At 70.2% G+C, this 16,772-nt stretch carries 12 protein-coding genes and 1 tRNA gene; 8 read left to right on the top strand and 5 right to left on the bottom strand.

Annotation, left to right across the window (positions count from 1 at the left end):
- Positions 1-125 precede the first annotated feature (125 nt).
- The gene (locus ACFYST_RS36395; protein WP_387640389.1) at positions 126-1,409 is read right to left on the bottom strand and encodes an adenylosuccinate synthase; all 1,284 of its coding nucleotides are present in this window, start codon (positions 1,407-1,409) and stop codon (positions 126-128) included.
- Positions 1,410-1,535: 126 nt separating this feature from the next.
- Here ACFYST_RS36395 and ACFYST_RS36390 point away from each other — a divergent pair, with 126 nt between their 5' ends.
- From ACFYST_RS36390 to purM, 3 genes are all read left to right on the top strand, one after another.
- Positions 1,536-2,348 carry a diacylglycerol kinase gene (locus ACFYST_RS36390; protein WP_387640392.1) on the top strand — a complete coding sequence of 271 codons (813 nt, stop codon included), beginning with the start codon at positions 1,536-1,538 and terminating at the stop codon, positions 2,346-2,348.
- A gap of 160 nt (positions 2,349-2,508) precedes the next feature.
- The gene (gene purF / locus ACFYST_RS36385) at positions 2,509-4,095 is read left to right on the top strand and encodes an amidophosphoribosyltransferase (protein WP_387640395.1); all 1,587 of its coding nucleotides are present in this window, start codon (positions 2,509-2,511) and stop codon (positions 4,093-4,095) included.
- A 94-nt stretch (positions 4,096-4,189) separates the two neighbouring features.
- Positions 4,190-5,266: a phosphoribosylformylglycinamidine cyclo-ligase gene (gene purM, locus ACFYST_RS36380; protein WP_387640397.1), complete on the top strand. Its 1,077-nt coding sequence runs from the start codon at positions 4,190-4,192 to the stop codon at positions 5,264-5,266.
- Between the two features lie 153 nt (positions 5,267-5,419).
- Here the strand turns inward: purM and ACFYST_RS36375 are convergent, their stop codons facing one another.
- The gene (locus ACFYST_RS36375; protein ID WP_387640400.1) at positions 5,420-5,659 is read right to left on the bottom strand and encodes a DUF3073 domain-containing protein; all 240 of its coding nucleotides are present in this window, start codon (positions 5,657-5,659) and stop codon (positions 5,420-5,422) included.
- 373 nt (positions 5,660-6,032) lie between these two features.
- The gene (locus ACFYST_RS36370) at positions 6,033-7,175 is read right to left on the bottom strand and encodes a Glu/Leu/Phe/Val dehydrogenase dimerization domain-containing protein (protein ID WP_387868734.1); all 1,143 of its coding nucleotides are present in this window, start codon (positions 7,173-7,175) and stop codon (positions 6,033-6,035) included.
- Positions 7,176-7,345: 170 nt separating this feature from the next.
- Between ACFYST_RS36370 and ACFYST_RS36365 the strand changes: the two genes are divergently transcribed.
- A complete protein-coding gene (locus ACFYST_RS36365; protein WP_387868732.1) occupies positions 7,346-8,275 on the top strand; it encodes a hypothetical protein in 930 nt (309 codons plus the stop codon).
- 496 nt (positions 8,276-8,771) lie between these two features.
- Positions 8,772-8,978: a developmental transcriptional regulator BldC gene (bldC, locus tag ACFYST_RS36360; protein WP_030459248.1), complete on the top strand. Its 207-nt coding sequence runs from the start codon at positions 8,772-8,774 to the stop codon at positions 8,976-8,978.
- Between the two features lie 361 nt (positions 8,979-9,339).
- Here the strand turns inward: bldC and ACFYST_RS36355 are convergent.
- Positions 9,340-9,413, bottom strand: a tRNA-Asp gene (locus ACFYST_RS36355).
- A gap of 94 nt (positions 9,414-9,507) precedes the next feature.
- The gene (gene hrpA, locus ACFYST_RS36350) at positions 9,508-13,470 is read right to left on the bottom strand and encodes an ATP-dependent RNA helicase HrpA (protein WP_387868730.1); all 3,963 of its coding nucleotides are present in this window, start codon (positions 13,468-13,470) and stop codon (positions 9,508-9,510) included.
- Positions 13,471-13,672: 202 nt separating this feature from the next.
- On the opposite strand from hrpA, the gene ACFYST_RS36345 reads away from it, so the two are divergent.
- From ACFYST_RS36345 to ACFYST_RS36335, 3 genes are all read left to right on the top strand, one after another.
- Entirely contained in the window at positions 13,673-14,038 is a 366-nt protein-coding gene (locus ACFYST_RS36345) for a hypothetical protein (protein ID WP_387640409.1), read from the top strand.
- 67 nt (positions 14,039-14,105) lie between these two features.
- Positions 14,106-15,290, top strand: a complete 1,185-nt coding sequence (locus ACFYST_RS36340; protein ID WP_387868727.1) for a hypothetical protein — start codon at positions 14,106-14,108, stop codon at positions 15,288-15,290.
- Positions 15,291-15,427: 137 nt separating this feature from the next.
- Positions 15,428-16,639, top strand: a complete 1,212-nt coding sequence (locus ACFYST_RS36335) for a hypothetical protein (RefSeq protein ID WP_387640414.1) — start codon at positions 15,428-15,430, stop codon at positions 16,637-16,639.
- Positions 16,640-16,772 lie beyond the last annotated feature (133 nt).

Here is a 16,772-nt window from a genome sequence, read left to right as displayed (position 1 = left end):
AACGCTCGGCTGGGAAACCCCAGCCGAGCGTCTGACTAAACTCCTCGTGGCCTAGACAACCGACCACGTGTTGCAACGATCGCTAGAAACCACCCGCGACAGGGGTGCCGGGCCTTCAGGCCGTCCTACAGGAAGGAGTTGATCTGGATGGTCTCGGTCCGGCCGGGGCCGACACCGATCGCCGAGATCGGCGCGCCCGACATCTCCTCCAGCGCCTTCACGTACGCCTGCGCGTTCTTCGGCAGGTCGGAGAAGGTCTGCGCCTTCGAGATGTCCTCGCTCCAGCCGGGCAGGTTCTCGTAGATCGGCTTCGCGTGGTGGAAGTCGGTCTGGTTGTACGGGAGTTCCTCGACCCGGCGGCCGTCGATCTCGTACGCGACGCAGACCGGGATCTGCTCCCAGCCGGTCAGCACGTCCAGCTTGGTCAGGAAGAAGTCGGTCAGGCCGTTGACCCGGGTCGCGTAGCGGGCGACCACCGCGTCGAACCAGCCGCAGCGCCGGTCGCGGCCGGTGGTGACACCGCGCTCGCCGCCGATCCGCCGCAGCGCCTCGCCGTCCGCGTCCAGCAGCTCGGTCGGGAACGGGCCCGAGCCGACGCGGGTGGTGTAGGCCTTCAGGATGCCGATCACCCGGTCGATCTTGGTGGGACCGATGCCGGAGCCGGTGCAGGCGCCGCCCGAGGTCGGGTTCGACGAGGTGACGAACGGGTACGTGCCGTGGTCCACGTCGAGCAGGGTGCCCTGGCCGCCTTCGAGCAGCACGACCTTGTTGGCCTTCAGCGCCTCGTCCAGGACGTAGGTGGTGTCCGCCAGGTACGGCTTGATCTTGTCGGCGTAGCCCAGGTACTCCTCGAGCACCAGGTCGGCCGGGATCGCGCGGCGGTTGTAGAGCTTGACCAGGAGCTGGTTCTTGTCGTGCAGCGCCGCTTCGATCTTCTGGCGCAGGATCGACTCGTCGAACAGGTCCTGGACCCGGATGCCCACGCGGTTGATCTTGTCCGCGTAGGACGGGCCGATGCCGCGGCCGGTGGTGCCGATCCGGCGCTTGCCGAGGAAGCGCTCGGTGACCTTGTCCAGCGTCCGGTGGTACGGGGTGATCAGGTGGGCGTTGCCCGAGATCAGCAGCTTGGAGGTGTCGATGCCGCGGTCGTTCAGGCCCTGCAGCTCGGAGAGCAGCACGCCCGGGTCGATGACCACGCCGTTGCCGATCACCGGCACCACGTTCGGGCTGAGGATGCCGGAAGGCAGCAGGTGGAGGGCGTACTTCTGGTCGCCGATGACCACCGTGTGACCGGCGTTGTTGCCGCCCTGGTAGCGGACGACGTAGTCGACGGAGCCTCCGAGCAGGTCGGTGGCCTTCCCCTTGCCCTCGTCTCCCCACTGGGCACCAACGAGCACGAGTGCCGGCACAGGCGTACACCCCTTCCGGTTGGGGCATCCTGCGAAGACCGCAGTCTGCCCCGAGATGGACGAAGCCCCTGGCGCAATGGCGCAAGGGGCTCTTGCACCGAGAGATTACCTGAGGAAGGACCGGTCGTGTCGTCGCTGTCCACGCCCGTATCCCGCCCCCCGGACGCCGAGGGGGCCGGGCCGCTCCTGGTGGTGCTGGACCCTTCGGCCAGGCAGGCGGACGGCGAATCGGTGCGGATCGCCAAGGATGTGCTGTGCGGCGGGGCCGACGTGAAAGTCACCCTGCCGGAGAGCCCGTCCGAGCTGGACCGGGTGCTTCAGCACCGGGGCAGGAGGCGGGCCGTGGTGATCGGCTCGGACCAGGCGCTGCAGCGGGTGTTGCAGGCGCTGCACCGGCAACGCGAGCTGGACGCCGACCCGGTCGGACTGGTGCCGGTCGGGGGTCCGGTGGCCACCGCGACGGCCCGTCTGCTGGGGGTGCCGGCCGAGCCGGTCGCGGCCGCCCGGACGGTGCTGGCGGGCAGTGCGCGGCGGCTCGGACTGCTGCTCGACGACGGTGGCGGAGTGGTGCTCTCGGAGGTCCGTTTCACCGGCCCCAGGCAGGGCCGAACGGGTGGCTGGCGTTCGCTATGGGCGAAACTTGCTGCGGCCGAGCAGGCGAGCCCCTCCGGATCCGAGGAATTGCGCATCGAGGCCGACGGCCGGCTGCTGGCCGACGTCCACCAGCGGGTGCGCCACCTCCGGGTCGCCATGGTCGACGGCGCCATGGAACTCGCCCTCGAGCTGGACGGCAGCCCGCAGCGCCACCGGGCGGGCCGGCTCACGGTGGCCGGGCGCGGCTTCGGCTACGAGGCCGACGGCTGCCCGGTCGGCCCGGTCCGCCACCGCACCTGGACGGTCCGTCCGGACTCCTGGCGGCTGCTGCTGCCCGCCGGGTGAGCAGGCTCACAACGCCGGTCGTCCGGGCCTGCGAAGGCTTGATGACAAGGGCGTGAAGCCGGTCACCGTCCGTGTCGAAAACTGGTAAGGGGCGGGGTCTACGCGCGTACCGCGAGGCTGCCATCAGGGCGTTCCCGCCGACTGCCCTAGACTCGGAGACGTGCCACGTGGTGACGGACGACTCAACCACGATCTTCTTCCCGGTGAGAAAGGCCCCCAGGACGCTTGTGGCGTCTTCGGTGTCTGGGCTCCCGGCGAGGAGGTCGCCAAGCTCACGTACTTCGGCCTCTATGCCCTGCAGCACCGCGGACAGGAATCCGCGGGCATTGCGGTGAGCAACGGCTCCCAGATTCTCGTCTTCAAGGACATGGGACTTGTCTCCCAGGTCTTCGACGAGACCTCCCTGGGGTCGCTGCACGGGCATATCGCCGTCGGACATGCCCGCTACTCGACCACCGGGTCCTCGGTCTGGGAGAACGCCCAGCCGACCTTCCGGGCGACCGCCAACGGTTCGCTGGCCCTCGGCCACAACGGAAACCTGGTCAACACCGCCGAACTCGCGGCGAAGGTCGCCGAACTGCCCGGCGAGGAGCACGTCTCCCGCTCCGGGCGGACCGCGGCGACCAACGACACCGACCTGCTGACCGCTCTGCTGGCAGGCCACGCCGAGCTGACCATCGAGGAAGCCGCGCAGCAGGTGCTGCCGGGCGTCAAGGGCGCGTTCTCGCTGGTCTTCATGGACGAGCACACGCTCTACGCCGCCCGTGACCCGCAGGGCATCCGCCCGCTGGTGCTCGGCCGGATCGAGCGCGGCTGGGTGGTCGCCTCCGAGACCTCGGCCCTCGACATCGTCGGCGCCAGCTTCATCCGCGAGGTGGAGCCCGGCGAACTGATCGCCATCGACGAGAACGGCATGCGCTCCTCGCGCTTCGCCGAGGCCAAGCCCAAGGGCTGCGTCTTCGAGTACGTGTACCTGGCCCGCCCGGACACCTCGATCGCCGGCCGCAACGTGCACCTCTCCCGGGTGGAGATGGGCCGCAAGCTGGCCGCCGAGGCCCCCGCCGACGCCGACCTGGTGATAGCGACTCCCGAATCCGGCACCCCCGCCGCGATCGGCTACGCCGAGGCCAGCGGGATCCCGTTCGGCTCCGGCCTGGTGAAGAACGCCTACGTGGGCCGCACCTTCATCCAGCCCAACCAGACCATCCGCCAGCTGGGCATCCGGCTGAAGCTCAACCCGCTCAAGGAAGTCATCCGGGGCAAGCGCCTGGTGGTCGTGGACGACTCGATCGTCCGCGGCAACACCCAGCGCGCGCTGGTGCGGATGCTCCGCGAGGCCGGTGCGGCCGAGGTCCACATCCGGATCTCCTCGCCGCCGGTGAAGTGGCCGTGCTTCTTCGGCATCGACTTCGCCACCCGCGCCGAGCTGATCGCCAACGGCCTGTCGGTCGACGAGATCGGCCGCTCGCTGGGCGCCGACTCGCTGGCCTACATCTCCATCGAGGGGATGATCGAGGCCACCAAGCAGCCCAAGGACAACCTCTGCCGGGCCTGCTTCGACGGCGAGTACCCGATGGAGCTGCCGGACCCGGCGCTGCTCGGCAAGCTGCTGCTGGAGGCGGAGATCGCCGGCGGCCAGTCCAAGCAGCAGCAGCCCGTCCGCGGCGGCAAGCAGACCAGCGACCTCGACGGCGTGCAGTCGCTGCTGGGCGGCGCCGGCGCGGCGGACGCGCTGCGACGCCCGTAACCAGGCGCACCGCCCCCGGCCTCCGGGCCAGGGGCACCCCGTCCCGGCTCCGGCCGGGGGAGGCAGCACCACCACTTCGAAAGGGCCACACCAGGTGACCAGCAACGAGACCGGGGCGACCTACGCCGCCGCGGGTGTCGACATCGAGGCCGGCGACCGTGCCGTCGAGCTGATGAAGCAGTGGGTGAAGAAGACCAACCGTCCCGAGGTCCTGGGCGGCCTGGGCGGCTTCGCCGGACTGTTCGACGCCTCCGCCTTCAAGCGCTACGAGCGCCCGCTGCTGGCCTCCGCCACCGACGGCGTGGGCACCAAGGTGGCCATCGCCCAGGCCATGGACAAGCACGACACCATCGGCCACGACCTGGTCGGCATGGTCGTCGACGACCTCGTGGTGTGCGGCGCCGAGCCGCTGTTCATGACCGACTACATCTGCGTCGGCAAGGTCGTCCCGGAGCGGGTCGCCGCCATCGTCAAGGGCATCGCCGAGGGCTGCACGCTGGCCGGCTGCTCGCTGATCGGCGGCGAGACCGCCGAGCACCCGGGCCTGCTCGGCCCCGACGAGTACGACGTGGCCGGCGCCGGCACCGGCGTGGTCGAGGCCGACGCGCTGCTCGGCGCGGACCGGGTCCGGGCCGGTGACGTGGTCATCGCGATGGCCGCCTCCGGCCTGCACTCCAACGGCTACTCGCTGGTCCGGCACGTGCTGCTGAACCAGGCCGGCTGGAAGCTCGACCGCCAGGTCGAGGAGTTCGGCCGCACCCTCGGCGAGGAGCTGCTGGAGCCGACCCGGATCTACACCCTGGACTGCCTGGCGCTCACCCGCGCCACCGAGATCCACGCCTTCTCGCACGTCACCGGCGGCGGCCTGGCCGCCAACCTGGCCCGGGTCATCCCGGACCACCTGCACGCCCGCCTGGACCGCGGCACCTGGAGCCCGCTGCCGGTGTTCCAGACCGTCGCCAAGGTCGGCCAGATGCAGACCCTGGAGATCGAGAAGACCCTCAACATGGGCGTCGGCATGGTCGCCGTCGTCCCGCCGGAGTCGGTCGACGTGGTCATGTCGGTGCTGGAGGACCGCGGCGTCGAGGCGTGGCTGCTCGGCGACGTGGTCGAGCGCGACGCGGAGCACGACGGCGGCGCGGCGCTGTACAACGCCTACGAGGCGTTCTGATCCGGGCACGCTGAAGGGCCCCGCCACGGCGGGGCCCTTCTCATGAGCGTGAACCACCGGCTCACGCCACGAACACCGGCTGTCGCGAACAGGTACGCCGAAAACCGGCCCGGCACCCGCAGGGAGTGCCCGGACCGGTCCGGTCGAAGAACGTTACGCGCGGCGACGAGTCGGAGGGGTGTCCTCGTCGTCGTCGTCCTCGTCGTCGTACATGTCCGCGTACGCCGCGTAGGGGTCGTCCTCGTCGTCGTCCTCGATCGGCTCAGGCTCGATCGCGGTGGACGGAGATACACCCAGCTCGTGAGACAGACGGTTAGCGTCGAACCCGCCGCTGTTGTACTTCAGCTCGCGGGCGACCTTCGTCTGCTTGGCCTTGGCCCGGCCGCGCCCCATGGGTCGACCCCCTCAACGGTGGGGCTCACGGCCCCGAGTCTGACACGTGTTGATGATCAGGTCCGGCCTGCCCGAAGTGGGAAACCGTCCCTTGGAGCATTAACGGTACCTGCTTCCGCCGCCGGACGGTACGTCGCCGGTGTGACGTGGCGCGCACCCAAGCTCCCTCGAACCAGGTCCGCCCAGGTCAGAGGGGAATTTCGGGGCTTTGGCAGGCTGTCCGGCGCGATGCCGGTCCCGTCGTTCCTGCAGAGATTATCCCCCGAAGGAGGCGCGGTATCGCCCGTTCGGGGGACTAACTGAGAATCCGGTTCCACATCGTGATGCGCGGGGCCGGGCGGCGCCGGCCCCGCGCATCACGAAGCGTGGCGGGTCAGCTCCGGCGGGCGGCCGGCAGCAGGACCGAGCGCAGCGCGCTGATCTCCCGCATCCGCTTCTCGGCGAGCCGGTCGGCGGCCACCGCCGGCGGGATGCCGTCGGCGGCGGCCCGGGTGAAGATCTCCAGCGTGGTGTCGAAGATCTTCGTCGCCTTGTTCTTCGCCCGGTCGAAGTTGAAACCGTCGATCTCGTCGGCGACCTGGATCACGCCACCGGAGTTCACCAGGTAGTCGGGCGCGTACAGGATGCCGCGGTCGGCGAGGTCCTTCTCCACACCCGCGTGGGCGAGCTGGTTGTTGGCCGCGCCGCAGACGATCGAGGTGCCGGCCGCGCCGAGCGCCCCCACCGTCTCGTCGGTGAGCGCGCCGCCGAGCGCGCACGGGGCGTACACGTCCAGGTCCGAGGCGAGCAGGGCGGCGGTGTCGGCCACCACCTCGACCTCGGGGTGGGCGGCCCGGACCCGGTTCACGGCGGCCTCGGAGACATCGGTGACGACCACGGTGGCGCCGTCCGCGACCAGGTGGCCGACCAGGTAGTGGCCGACCTTGCCGACACCCGCCACGCCGACCCGCTTGCCGCGCAGGGTCGGCTGGCCCCAGCGGGCCTGGGCGGAGGCCCGCATGCCCTGGAAGACGCCGAAGGAGGTGAGGACGGAGGAGTCGCCGGCGCCGCCGTGCTCGGGCGAGCGGCCGGTGACGAACTCGGTCTCCCGGGCGATCACGTCCATGTCCTGGACGTAGGTGCCCACGTCGCAGGCGGTGACGTAGCGGCCGCGCAGGGTCTGCACGAAGCGCCCGTAGGCGCGCAGCATCGCCTCGTTCTTGTCCTGGTTCGGGTCGCCGATGATCACGGCCTTGCCGCCGCCGAGGTCGAGCCCGGCGAGGGCGTTCTTGTAGCTCATTCCGCGGGAGAGGTTCAGGGCGTCGGTCAACGCCTCCTCCTCGCTCGCGTACGGGAAGAACCGGGTGCCGCCGAGCGCCGGGCCGAGGGCGGTCGAGTGGATGGCGATGATCGCCTTGAGACCGGTGGAACGGTCGTGGCAGAGCACGACCTGCTCGTGCCCGTCGCCCTCCTGGCCGGTGCCGAAGACTCGGCCCAACACGCCTGGTGCGGGGTGTGTGGTGTGTACGTCGGTCACGGTGGTGACTCCAGCAATGATGGCCCGCGACGGTGGTGCGGGCGTCTGGTCGAAGCCTACGTCCGGGGCCGCCTTCGAATCTGCCCCCGGACGGGCCCCGAGCAATAACGATCGAAGCCTTCTCGGCGACACCCTGACGCGTCCGTGAGGCGCATGCGACCATGCGGAGCGTGACCGCCCCGCGCACCTCCGTGCTCCCGCCGTACACCGCCCAGTTGCGGGTCTACGAGCCGTTGGCCGCCTACCCCGAGCCGGACCGCGGCCGCTGGCAGGCCTACGCGGCCGCACACGGCCCCGACGCGGACGGGCCGGGCCGACCGGTGACCGGCGCCGCGCTCGCCGAACAGCGCGCCGCCCTGGCCGCGCTGGCCGCCCTGACGCCCCGTCCGCTGCCCGACCAGGAGGACGGGCAGGCCTACGTCCGGCTCGCGGACGGCGTCACCTACATCTGCCCGTGGACGACCCGGCTGCGCGGCTGGCTGGCCCTGCAGGAGCTGCGCCGCACGCTGCCCGCGCACCTGGTGGACACCGTGCTGCCGTCGCCGCTGCGGGCCGCCGCGGAGGCCGAGCGGGCGCAGTGGCAGCAGGACCACCCCGACGCCCGGCCGTGGATCCGCGCCAGCCGCTGGGAGGTGCCACTGCACTGGTTCCTGGCGTTCGGCGAGGAGGACCGCCACCACCTGCCGGCCGGCGAGTACGGCTCGGCCGGGGACGGCGAACGGCCGGAGCCCGCCGCGCTGTTCTACCTGACGCCGATGGTGCAGGCCCGCCGCCGGGTGGCCCGGGCCTACCGGGCGCTGCGTACCGCCGTCCCCACGGCCGAGGTGCCGGGCAGCGCGGCCGGTGCGGCGCTCGCGGAGGGGGCGGAGGAGATCGGCCGCTGGCTGGAGGAGTTCCACCCGCGCTCGCTGGTGGAGCTCGACTACGGCGGCCTGGTGCAGCTGCTCGGCCCGCGGGCGCTGGCCGAGGAACACTCGGTGGGCGAACTCGCGGACGGCCTGGCCGCCCTGCGGACCGGCGACACCGTGTCGGCACAGCGCTGCTACGAGGCCCTGTCGGCGCGCTGGCGGCGGGTGCTGGCACTGCGGCAGGCCTCCTGAGCTTGATCGGCCCGGTGACGGGGGAAGCTCAGAGGGGCTGAGGGGGCGTCAGAAAATGCCCCCTGGTCGAATGGAGGTGCGAGGGGAGAGGATGGTCCATACCATTGGGCGGGTTTTTGGGACGATGGTCCCAGATCGGGTCAATAGCCGAGAAACGTGACACTACTCACCGTTGACGCCAACTCAGACCTATGTGCCAAAATGGGACAACCAACCCAAGCCCTCTCGGGCGTGCGCACCGTGACCGGACGTCACCGGTGCGTAACTGTCCGCTATGGGGTGGTCCATGGCCATCCGTCGCCCTTGAACCCGTGAGGGGTCAATTTTGACGGTTTGGCCGATAGGGCTGGACGGATGGTGTAGTTGTAGACACCAGGACAAGCCGTTCGTCCTATAACCGACTCGGCCCGTCCGTGCCATTTCGGGCATCACGGGTCAAGGTGCAGAATTTGAAGGATAGAACCGCCCTGGTTCGGTTCTCCCGAGGAGGCCGCTCATGACCGCTCGTACCCCTGACGCCGAGCCCCTGCTGACGCCGGCAGAGGTCGCCACCATGTTCCGCGTGGACCCCAAGACGGTGACCCGCTGGGCCAAGGCCGGCAAGCTCACGTCGATTCGGACCCTCGGCGGCCACCGCCGTTACCGCGAGGCGGAGGTGCGTGCCCTGCTGGCCGGTATTCCGGCCCAGCGCACCGAGGTCTGATCCCCGGCATTTCCCCCGGGCGCCCACTCCCGACTCCGCCGGGTCGGGAACGCGCTCGGCAGGTCTCAAGGGCCGCCTCTCCGACTCCGCCGGGTCGGGGGAGCGGCCCTTCGGCATGTTCCGGCAGTTCTCGGTGGGTCGGGGCCGGAATGCGGGATTCCTGTGGGGCTGGTGGGGGTGGGGGGAATTCCCGGTAATGACAGTGCAATTTTACATATTAAATCTGGGGCCTTTGCGGGGATGCCCTGGAAGTCGCTTCCTGAAAGGGCGTCAGTGACGGTGATCACAGCACCGTTATCTTGTGCGCGCCCGGGAAAAGCGATAGGGCCCGGAACTCGAAGTTCCGGGCCCTACACTCTTGCGATCCCGACGGGACTTGAACCCGCGACCTCCACCTTGACAGGGTGGCGAGCTAACCAACTGCTCCACGGGACCAGTGATCTGATCCTTGCCCGCTTGCTCTCGCTTGCGAACAAGACAGATCGTAACGCATCTCTGCCCCCCAGGTCGAACCGGCTCCGGGCCGGCCTCAGAGGGTCGCCGCGGCGGCCTCCATCGCCTTCAGGATGCGCTTCTCCGACACCGGCGTCGGCGTGCCCAGCCCCTGCGCGAAGAAGCTCACCCGCAGCTCCTCGATCATCCAGCGGACCGACCGGATCTCCGCCGACGGCTCCCGGCCGGCCGGGACCTTCGCCAGCAGCTCGCCGTACGCCTGCTGCACCGCCTGCACCTTCAGCAGGTTCTGCAGGTCGCGCTGCGGATGGTCGGGCAGCGCCTCCAGGCGGCGGTCCACGGCGATCAGATAGCGCTTCAGGTCGCCCAGACGCTGCCAGCCGGTGTCGGTGACGAAGCCCGGGTGCACCAGCGAGGCCAGGTGCAGGCGGACGTCGTTCACCGCGGACAGCAGCACCGGGCTGGAGACCGACTTCAGCCGGTTCGACGCCTTGTGGAAGCCGATCAGCGCCGCCGCGGTCTTCAGCGTGGTGTCCGCCGACAGCTCGTACAGGTCCGCCCGGACCTTGTCGTACAGCGTCGTGAACGTCTCCAAGTCCCAGGCCACGCCGCCCGACAGGGTCATCAGGCGGTCGGTGGCGGCCGCCACGATGTCCTCGAACAGCGCCGGGATCGAGCCGTGCGGGTTGTACGACAGCGCCAGCTTCGCCTGATTGCCCAGGCGGCCCTGGATCGACTTGGCGGGCGAGTTGATCTGCAGCATCAGCAGCCGGCGGGTGCCCTCCCACATGGCGCGCTGCTGGGCCTCGGGGGTGTCGAACAGCTTGATGCCGACGCTCGAACCCTCGTCCACCAGCGCCGGGTAGGCGCGCAGCGCGTGGCCGCGCGAGCGCTGCTCGAAGGTGCGCTGCAGGACCGGCAGGTCGGTGGGCCAGGCGGTCAGGCCGGTGCGCTCGATGCCGCGGCCGGACGCCGCGCTGGACAGCGTCGCCGACAGCTTCGGGCGCAGGCCCTGGCGCAGCTCCTCCAGGTCCTTGGACTCGGCGAGCTTCCGCTTGCCGTCCACCACCCGGAAGGTGACCTTCAGGTGGTCGGGGATCCGCTCCTCGTCCCAGGCCTCCGGCGGGATCGGCAGGCCCGACATCCGGTGCAGCACCCGCTCCAGGGTGGGCAGCAGCGGCTCCTGGCGGTCGGTCAGCTCGCGCATGGCGGCCCGGGCGTAGTCCGGGGCGGGCACGAAGTTGCGGCGGATCGCCTTCGGCAGCGAGCGGATCCAGGCGGTGACGAGTTCTTCGCGCAGGCCCGGGATCTGCCAGTCGAAGCCGTCCGCGACCACCTGGTTGAGCACCGCGAGCGGGATGTGCACCGTCACGCCGTCCGCGTCGCTGCCCGGCTCGAACTGGTAGGTCAGCGGGAAGCGCAGCTTGCCCTGCTGCCAGACGTCCGGGTAGTCGGCCTCGGTGACGCCGTCCGCGGAGTCGTTGATCAGCATCGACTTCTCGAAGCCCAGCAGGTCGGGCTGGTCGCGGCGGGTCTTCTTCCACCAGGCGTCGAAGTGCCGGGCGGAGACGATGTCCTCGGGCAGGCGGGCGTCGTAGAAGTCGAACAGGGTCTGGTCGTCGACCATGATGTCCCGGCGGCGGGCCCGGTTCTCCAGCTCCTCGACCTCGTCGAGCAGCCGGCGGTTCTCCGCGAAGAACTTGTGGTGGGTCTCCCAGTCGCCCTCCACCAGAGCGGAGCGGATGAACAGTTCGCGGCACAGCTCGGGCTCGACCCGGCCGTAGTTGATCTTGCGCTGGGCGACGATCGGCAGGCCGTACAGGGTGACCTTCTCGTAGGCCAGCACCGCGCCGGCCTTCTTCTCCCAGTGCGGCTCGCTGTAGCTGCGCTTGATCAGGTGCGGGGCGAGCGGCTCCACCCACTCCGGCTCGATCTTCGCGTTGATCCGGGCCCACAGCCGGGAGGTCTCCACCAGCTCGGCGGACATCACCCAGCGCGGCGGCTTCTTGAACAGCCCCGAACCGGGGAACACCGCGAACCGGGCGCCCCGGGCGCCCGCGTACTCGCGCTTCTCCACGTCGAACAGGCCGAGGTGGGACAGCAGGCCGGAGAGCAGCGCCTGGTGGATCCGGTCCGCGTCCGGCTCGGCGTCCTCATGAGGCTCCTCGATGGTGACGCCGAGCTGCTTGGCGATGGTGCGCAGCTGGACGTAGACGTCCTGCCACTCCCGTATCCGCAGGTAGTTGAGGAACTCGGACTTGCACATCCGGCGGAACGCGGAGGAGGACAGCTCCTTCTGCTGCTCCCTGACGTAGCGCCACATCGCCAGGTAGGAGAGGAAGTCGGAGGTCTCCGAGTGGAAGCGGCGGTGCCGTTCGTCGGCGGCCTGGCGCTTCTCGGCGGGGCGCTCGCGCGGGTCCTGGATGGACAGTGCGGAGGCGATCACCATCACGTCGCGGACGCAGCCGAGACGGTCGGCCTCCAGCACCATGCGGGCCATCCGCGGGTCGACCGGGAGCTGCGCGAGCTTGCGGCCGAGCGGGGTGAGGCGCTTGCGGTGGTCCTTCTCGGCCGGGTCCAGCGCGCCCAGCTCGTGCAGCAGGTTGACGCCGTCCTTGATGTTGCGGGAGTCCGGCGGGTCGAGGAACGGGAAAGCGGCGATGTCGCCGAGGTTCGCCGCGGTCATCTGCAGGATGACGGAGGCCAGGTTGGTGCGGAGGATCTCCGCGTCGGTGAACTCGGGGCGGGAGAGGAAGTCCTCCTCCGAGTACAGGCGGATGCAGATGCCGTCCGAGGTGCGGCCGCAGCGGCCCTTGCGCTGGTTGGCGCTGGCCTGGCTGATCGCCTCGATCGGCAGGCGCTGGACCTTGGTGCGGTGGCTGTAGCGGGAGATCCGGGCGGTGCCCGGGTCGATCACGTACTTGATGCCGGGGACGGTCAGCGAGGTCTCGGCGACGTTGGTGGCGAGCACCACCCGGCGCTGCGTGGACCGTTGGAAGACCCGGTGCTGCTCGGCGGAGGAGAGCCGGGCGTACAGCGGGAGGATCTCGGTGAACTTCAGTTTCAGCTTGGTCAGCGCGTCGGCGGTGTCGCGGATCTCGCGCTCGCCGGAGAGGAACACCAGGATGTCGCCCGGGCCTTCGGCCTGGAGCTCCTCGACCGCGTCGCAGATCCCCTGGATCTGGTCGCGGTCGCGGTCGAGCTCCTCTTCCTCGACGTCGTCATCCAGGAGCGGCCGATATCGGACCTCGACCGGGTAGGTGCGGCCGGAGACCTCGATGATCGGGGCGTCGTCGAAGTGTTCGGCGAAGCGTTCCGGGTCGATGGTGGCCGAGGTGATGATCACCTTGAGGTCGGGGCGGCGGGGGAGCAGCTGCTTGAGGTAGCCGAGCAGGAAGTCGATGTTCAGGCTGCGCTCGTGCGCCTCGTCGATGATCAGGGTGTCGTACTGGCGCAGGTCCCGGTCGGTCTGGATCTCGGCCAGCAGGATGCCGTCCGTCATCAGCTTCACCAGGGTGTCCTGGCCGGCCTGGTCGGTGAACCGGACCTTCCAGCCGACGGCCTCGCCGAGCGGGGTGTTCAGCTCCTCGGCGACGCGCTCGGCGACCGTGCGGGCGGCGATCCGGCGGGGCTGGGTGTGGCCGATCAGGCCCTGGATGCCGCGGCCGAGCTCCAGGCAGATCTTCGGGATCTGGGTGGTCTTTCCGGAGCCGGTCTCGCCCGCCACGATCACCACCTGGTGGTCGCGGACGGCGGCCAGGATCTCGTCCTTCTTCTGCGCGACCGGCAGTTCCTGCGGGTAGCGGATTTCCGGGACCGCCGCCCGGCGGTCGGACACCCGCAGTTCGGAGCGGTCGAAGTCGATGGCCAGCTCGGCCAGGATCTTGTCGCGGGCCTCGCTCGACCGGACCTTGCGGGTGCCCTCCAGGCGGCGGCCGAGGCGCTGCATGTCGCGCAGCATCAGGCCGGGCAACCGGGCGGCCAGCTCCGCGAGCGTGGGGGCGGGCTGCGGGGCTACGGGAGAACTCACTGCGGGCATCCCTCTAGGTTGCATAAAGGCGGGGCCGGGGCGCACCTCGGTTTTTGTTGCGAGCTTCCAGTGTCACAGGCGCGGCGCTCGGACCGCGAACACCCGCCCGGAGGTCAACCGCAGGTATTGACGGGCACCCGCCCGTTTCGCTCGAAGGCAGTACTGACTAGCCTGGGGGCAACGGTTTGACGGGGAACAGGGGGAGTTTCTGATGGGCTTTTTTGGCGACGTAGGTGAGGTGTTCAGCGACGTCGGCCACCTGGTCGGCGACGTGGCCAAGGTCGGCAAGGACATCGTCATGGCGCCGGCCGAGATCGCGCACTGGGCGCTCGGCAAGATGTTCGGGGACGCCGACGCCGAGCTGAACAAGATCGCGCAGGAGCTGGCCGAGATGGCCAAGCAGGTCGAGCAGCTGGGTGGGGACGTCAACTCGCTGCTGTCGCACATGTCCTGGCACGGTGCCGCGGCGGACGCGTTCACCGCGCACGCCCAGGGCCGGGTACGGGAGCTGAACGGGGTCGCGGACGAGCTCAACCAGCTCGGCGACTCGGTGAAGCGCCTCGCCAGCGTGCTGTGATCCGGATCCGGACGGTGGAGATCGTCCGGGGCCCGGCCGCGGACGGAGAACGAGGGGACGTCCTTCGATGACGGGGAACATGTTCGGCTTCCGGCCGGAGGAGCTGCTGCGGATCCAGCGCGACTTCGAGCAGCTCAACCAGCGCATGGCGGAGATGACCCAGCAGGTCGGGCACATCCGGGCGACGGTCGCGAAGGCGGCGGCCACCGATGTGTTCTCCGGCGCCATCCTGGGGATCGTCGGCGCGGGCGCGGTGCTCGCCGAGGTGAAGCGGGACGTCGACGACATCAGCCACAAGGCCGACGCGCTGATGGAGACCAAGAAGAAGCTCACCCAGGAGCTGGGCCAGGACGCGGCAAAGATCAAGAAGCTCATCGCCCGGTACGCGGCGGTCGAGAAGAAGATCGCCGAGGAGATGAACAAGCCCAAGGGCGAGATCCAGCCGCCGAAGTCGCCGCACACCGGCATCGCCGGTGTGGGCCCCGGCGGGGGTGGCGGCAACAGCGGTGGGGGTGATGGTGGCGGCGGCGGTCATGCCGAGCAGCCGAAGTCCCCGCACACCGGCACCGACGGCGTCGGCCACGGCGGCGGCGGTGGCGGTGGTGGTGGCGGCGGGAGCCGCGCGCCGCAGCCGAAGTCGCCGAGGACCGGCAACGACAGCGGCGGTGGCGGCGGCACCGGCACGCCGTCCGGCGGGCCCGGTGGGAAGCACGACGGGCCGAAGCTCAAGGATCGCTCGACCGGTGACTGGAACACCAAGATCATCAACGGCAGCGGCTGGGACTCCTGGTCCAGCAAGAAGCACCGGAAGAACGGCGAAGGCCTCGGCGTGAAGGCCAGGCCCAATCTGGACGGGCTGTCGGCGGAACGCCGGGCCATGGTGGAGCGCGCGCTGGAACGCGCCGAGCACAAGCTCGGCTACAGCCAGGGCGCCGTCACCAACGGCTACCGGGTGGACTGCTCGGGCCTGGTGTCCTGCGCCTGGGGCCTGCCCGGCCCGGGTCTGAACACCATCGGTCTGATGCAGGGCAACGTGTCGCACCACATCGGGAAGGCCGATCTGCAGCCCGGCGACGCGATGATCTCCAACGATCACACGGTGCTGTTCGGCGGCTGGGTGGACGCTGCCCACACCCGCTACATCGGCATCGAGGACAGTGGCGACGCGGGCATGGTCTCCCGGGAGATCCCCTACCCGTACTTCCACGGCGGCTCGGCGTACCAGCCGTACCGCCGCAACGGCGTCGACTGACGCGGGCTCACCGCATCGGGCCCGGCCTGGGGTTGACCACCCCCGGCCGGGCCCCTTGCGGTCCGTTGCGAGAGACTTGGACCAGTTTTGGGGCGCGCGGCCAGGGGGGCCGTCGCCGTGGCAGGGGGGCGTGTGCGATGACGGGGAATCAGTTCGGCTTCCGGCCGGACGAAATGCTGAAGATCATGCAGGACTTCCAGCAGCTGAACCAGCGCATGGCCGAGATGACCCAGCAGATCGGGCACATCAAGGCCACGGTCGCCAAGGCGGCGGCCACCGACGTGTTCTCCGGTTTCATGGCGGGAGTCGTCGGGGCGGGCGCGGTGCTCTCCGAGGTGAAGCGGGACGTCGACGACATCAGCCAGAAGGCCGACGCGCTGATGCAGACCAAGGAGAAGCTCACCAAGGAGCTCGGCGAGGACGCGGCGAAGCTCAAGAAGACGATCGACCGGTACCACCAGGTCGAGCAGGGCATCGCCGACATCCTCAACAAGCCGCACGGCGAGGGCACGCCGCAGCCGAAGTCGCCGAGCACCGGCATCGCCGGCGTCGGCAACGGCGGTGGCGGCAGCGGTGGCGGCGGGAGCCACCCGGACCAGCCGAAGTCGCCGAACACCGGTGGCGACGGCGCGGGCGGCCACGGCGGTGGCGGCGGTGGCGGCACGGGCGGTGGCGGTGGTGGCGGGAGCCACGCGCCGCAGCCGAAGTCGCCGAACACCGGCGGCGGGGACTCCAGCGGCAACGACGGCTCCGGGATCTCCACCCGTCCGGGCGGCCTGCACGACGGCCCGAAGATCAAGGACCGGTCCAGCGGCGACTGGAAGACCTCGATGATCAACGGCAGGGGCTGGGACGACTGGTCGCCCACCCACAAGTGGCACCCGCGCAACGGCCAGGGCGGCGGCGTGGTGGACCAGCCGCACCTGGACGGGGTCTCCGACGAGCGCAAGGCGATGGTCGAGCGGGCGATGGAGCGGGTCGAGCGCAAGCTCGGCTACAGCCAGGGCGCCGTCACCAACGGCTACCGGGTCGACTGCTCCGGCTTCGTCTCGGCGGCCTGGGGCCTGTCCACCGCGGGTGGTGGCACCTCGACCGGCCCGCTGATCAGCGAGAGCGCGGGCATCGCGCACCACATCAACAAGAGCGACCTGATGCCCGGCGACGCGCTGGTGATCCACCACGAGAGCGGCGACAAGAACCAGCACGTGGTGCTGTTCGGCGGCTGGGCGGACGCCGCGCACACCAAGGCGATCATCCTGGAGGACTCCGGCAGCAACGGCTGCATCTCGCACGAGGTGGCGATGTCGAAGCTGTCCGGCTACACCGCGATCCGCAAGAACGGCATGTGACCGGGCCGGGGGGCCCCCCCCCCCCCCGCCCCGGGGGGGCCCCCGGGCAAACCCCCATGTACATCAACCCCCCGGAGATATCGACCCCCCGGGGGGGGGGGCAACCCCCCCCCCCCCACCCGCGCCCGGGCCC

Source organism: Kitasatospora sp. NPDC004614 (assembly GCF_042873675.1).
Classification (GTDB): Bacteria; Actinomycetota; Actinomycetes; order Streptomycetales; family Streptomycetaceae; genus Kitasatospora.
Note: the sequence above shows the minus strand (reverse complement) of the source record. Positions and strands in the feature narration are given on the sequence as shown.

What these genes read in the sequence shown, in the direction of transcription:
- ACFYST_RS36375 (WP_387640400.1), bottom strand. Translation starts at nt 5,659, where the DNA reads ATGGGGCGCGGCCGGGCCAAGGCCAAGCAGACGAAGGTCGCCCGCGAG.
- bldC (WP_030459248.1), top strand. Translation starts at nt 8,772, where the DNA reads ATGACCGCTCGTACCCCTGACGCCGAGCCCCTGCTGACGCCGGCAGAG.
- hrpA (WP_387868730.1), bottom strand. Translation starts at nt 13,470, where the DNA reads ATGCCCGCAGTGAGTTCTCCCGTAGCCCCGCAGCCCGCCCCCACGCTC.
- ACFYST_RS36345 (WP_387640409.1), top strand. Translation starts at nt 13,673, where the DNA reads ATGGGCTTTTTTGGCGACGTAGGTGAGGTGTTCAGCGACGTCGGCCAC.
- ACFYST_RS36340 (WP_387868727.1), top strand. Translation starts at nt 14,106, where the DNA reads ATGACGGGGAACATGTTCGGCTTCCGGCCGGAGGAGCTGCTGCGGATC.
- ACFYST_RS36335 (WP_387640414.1), top strand. Translation starts at nt 15,428, where the DNA reads ATGACGGGGAATCAGTTCGGCTTCCGGCCGGACGAAATGCTGAAGATC.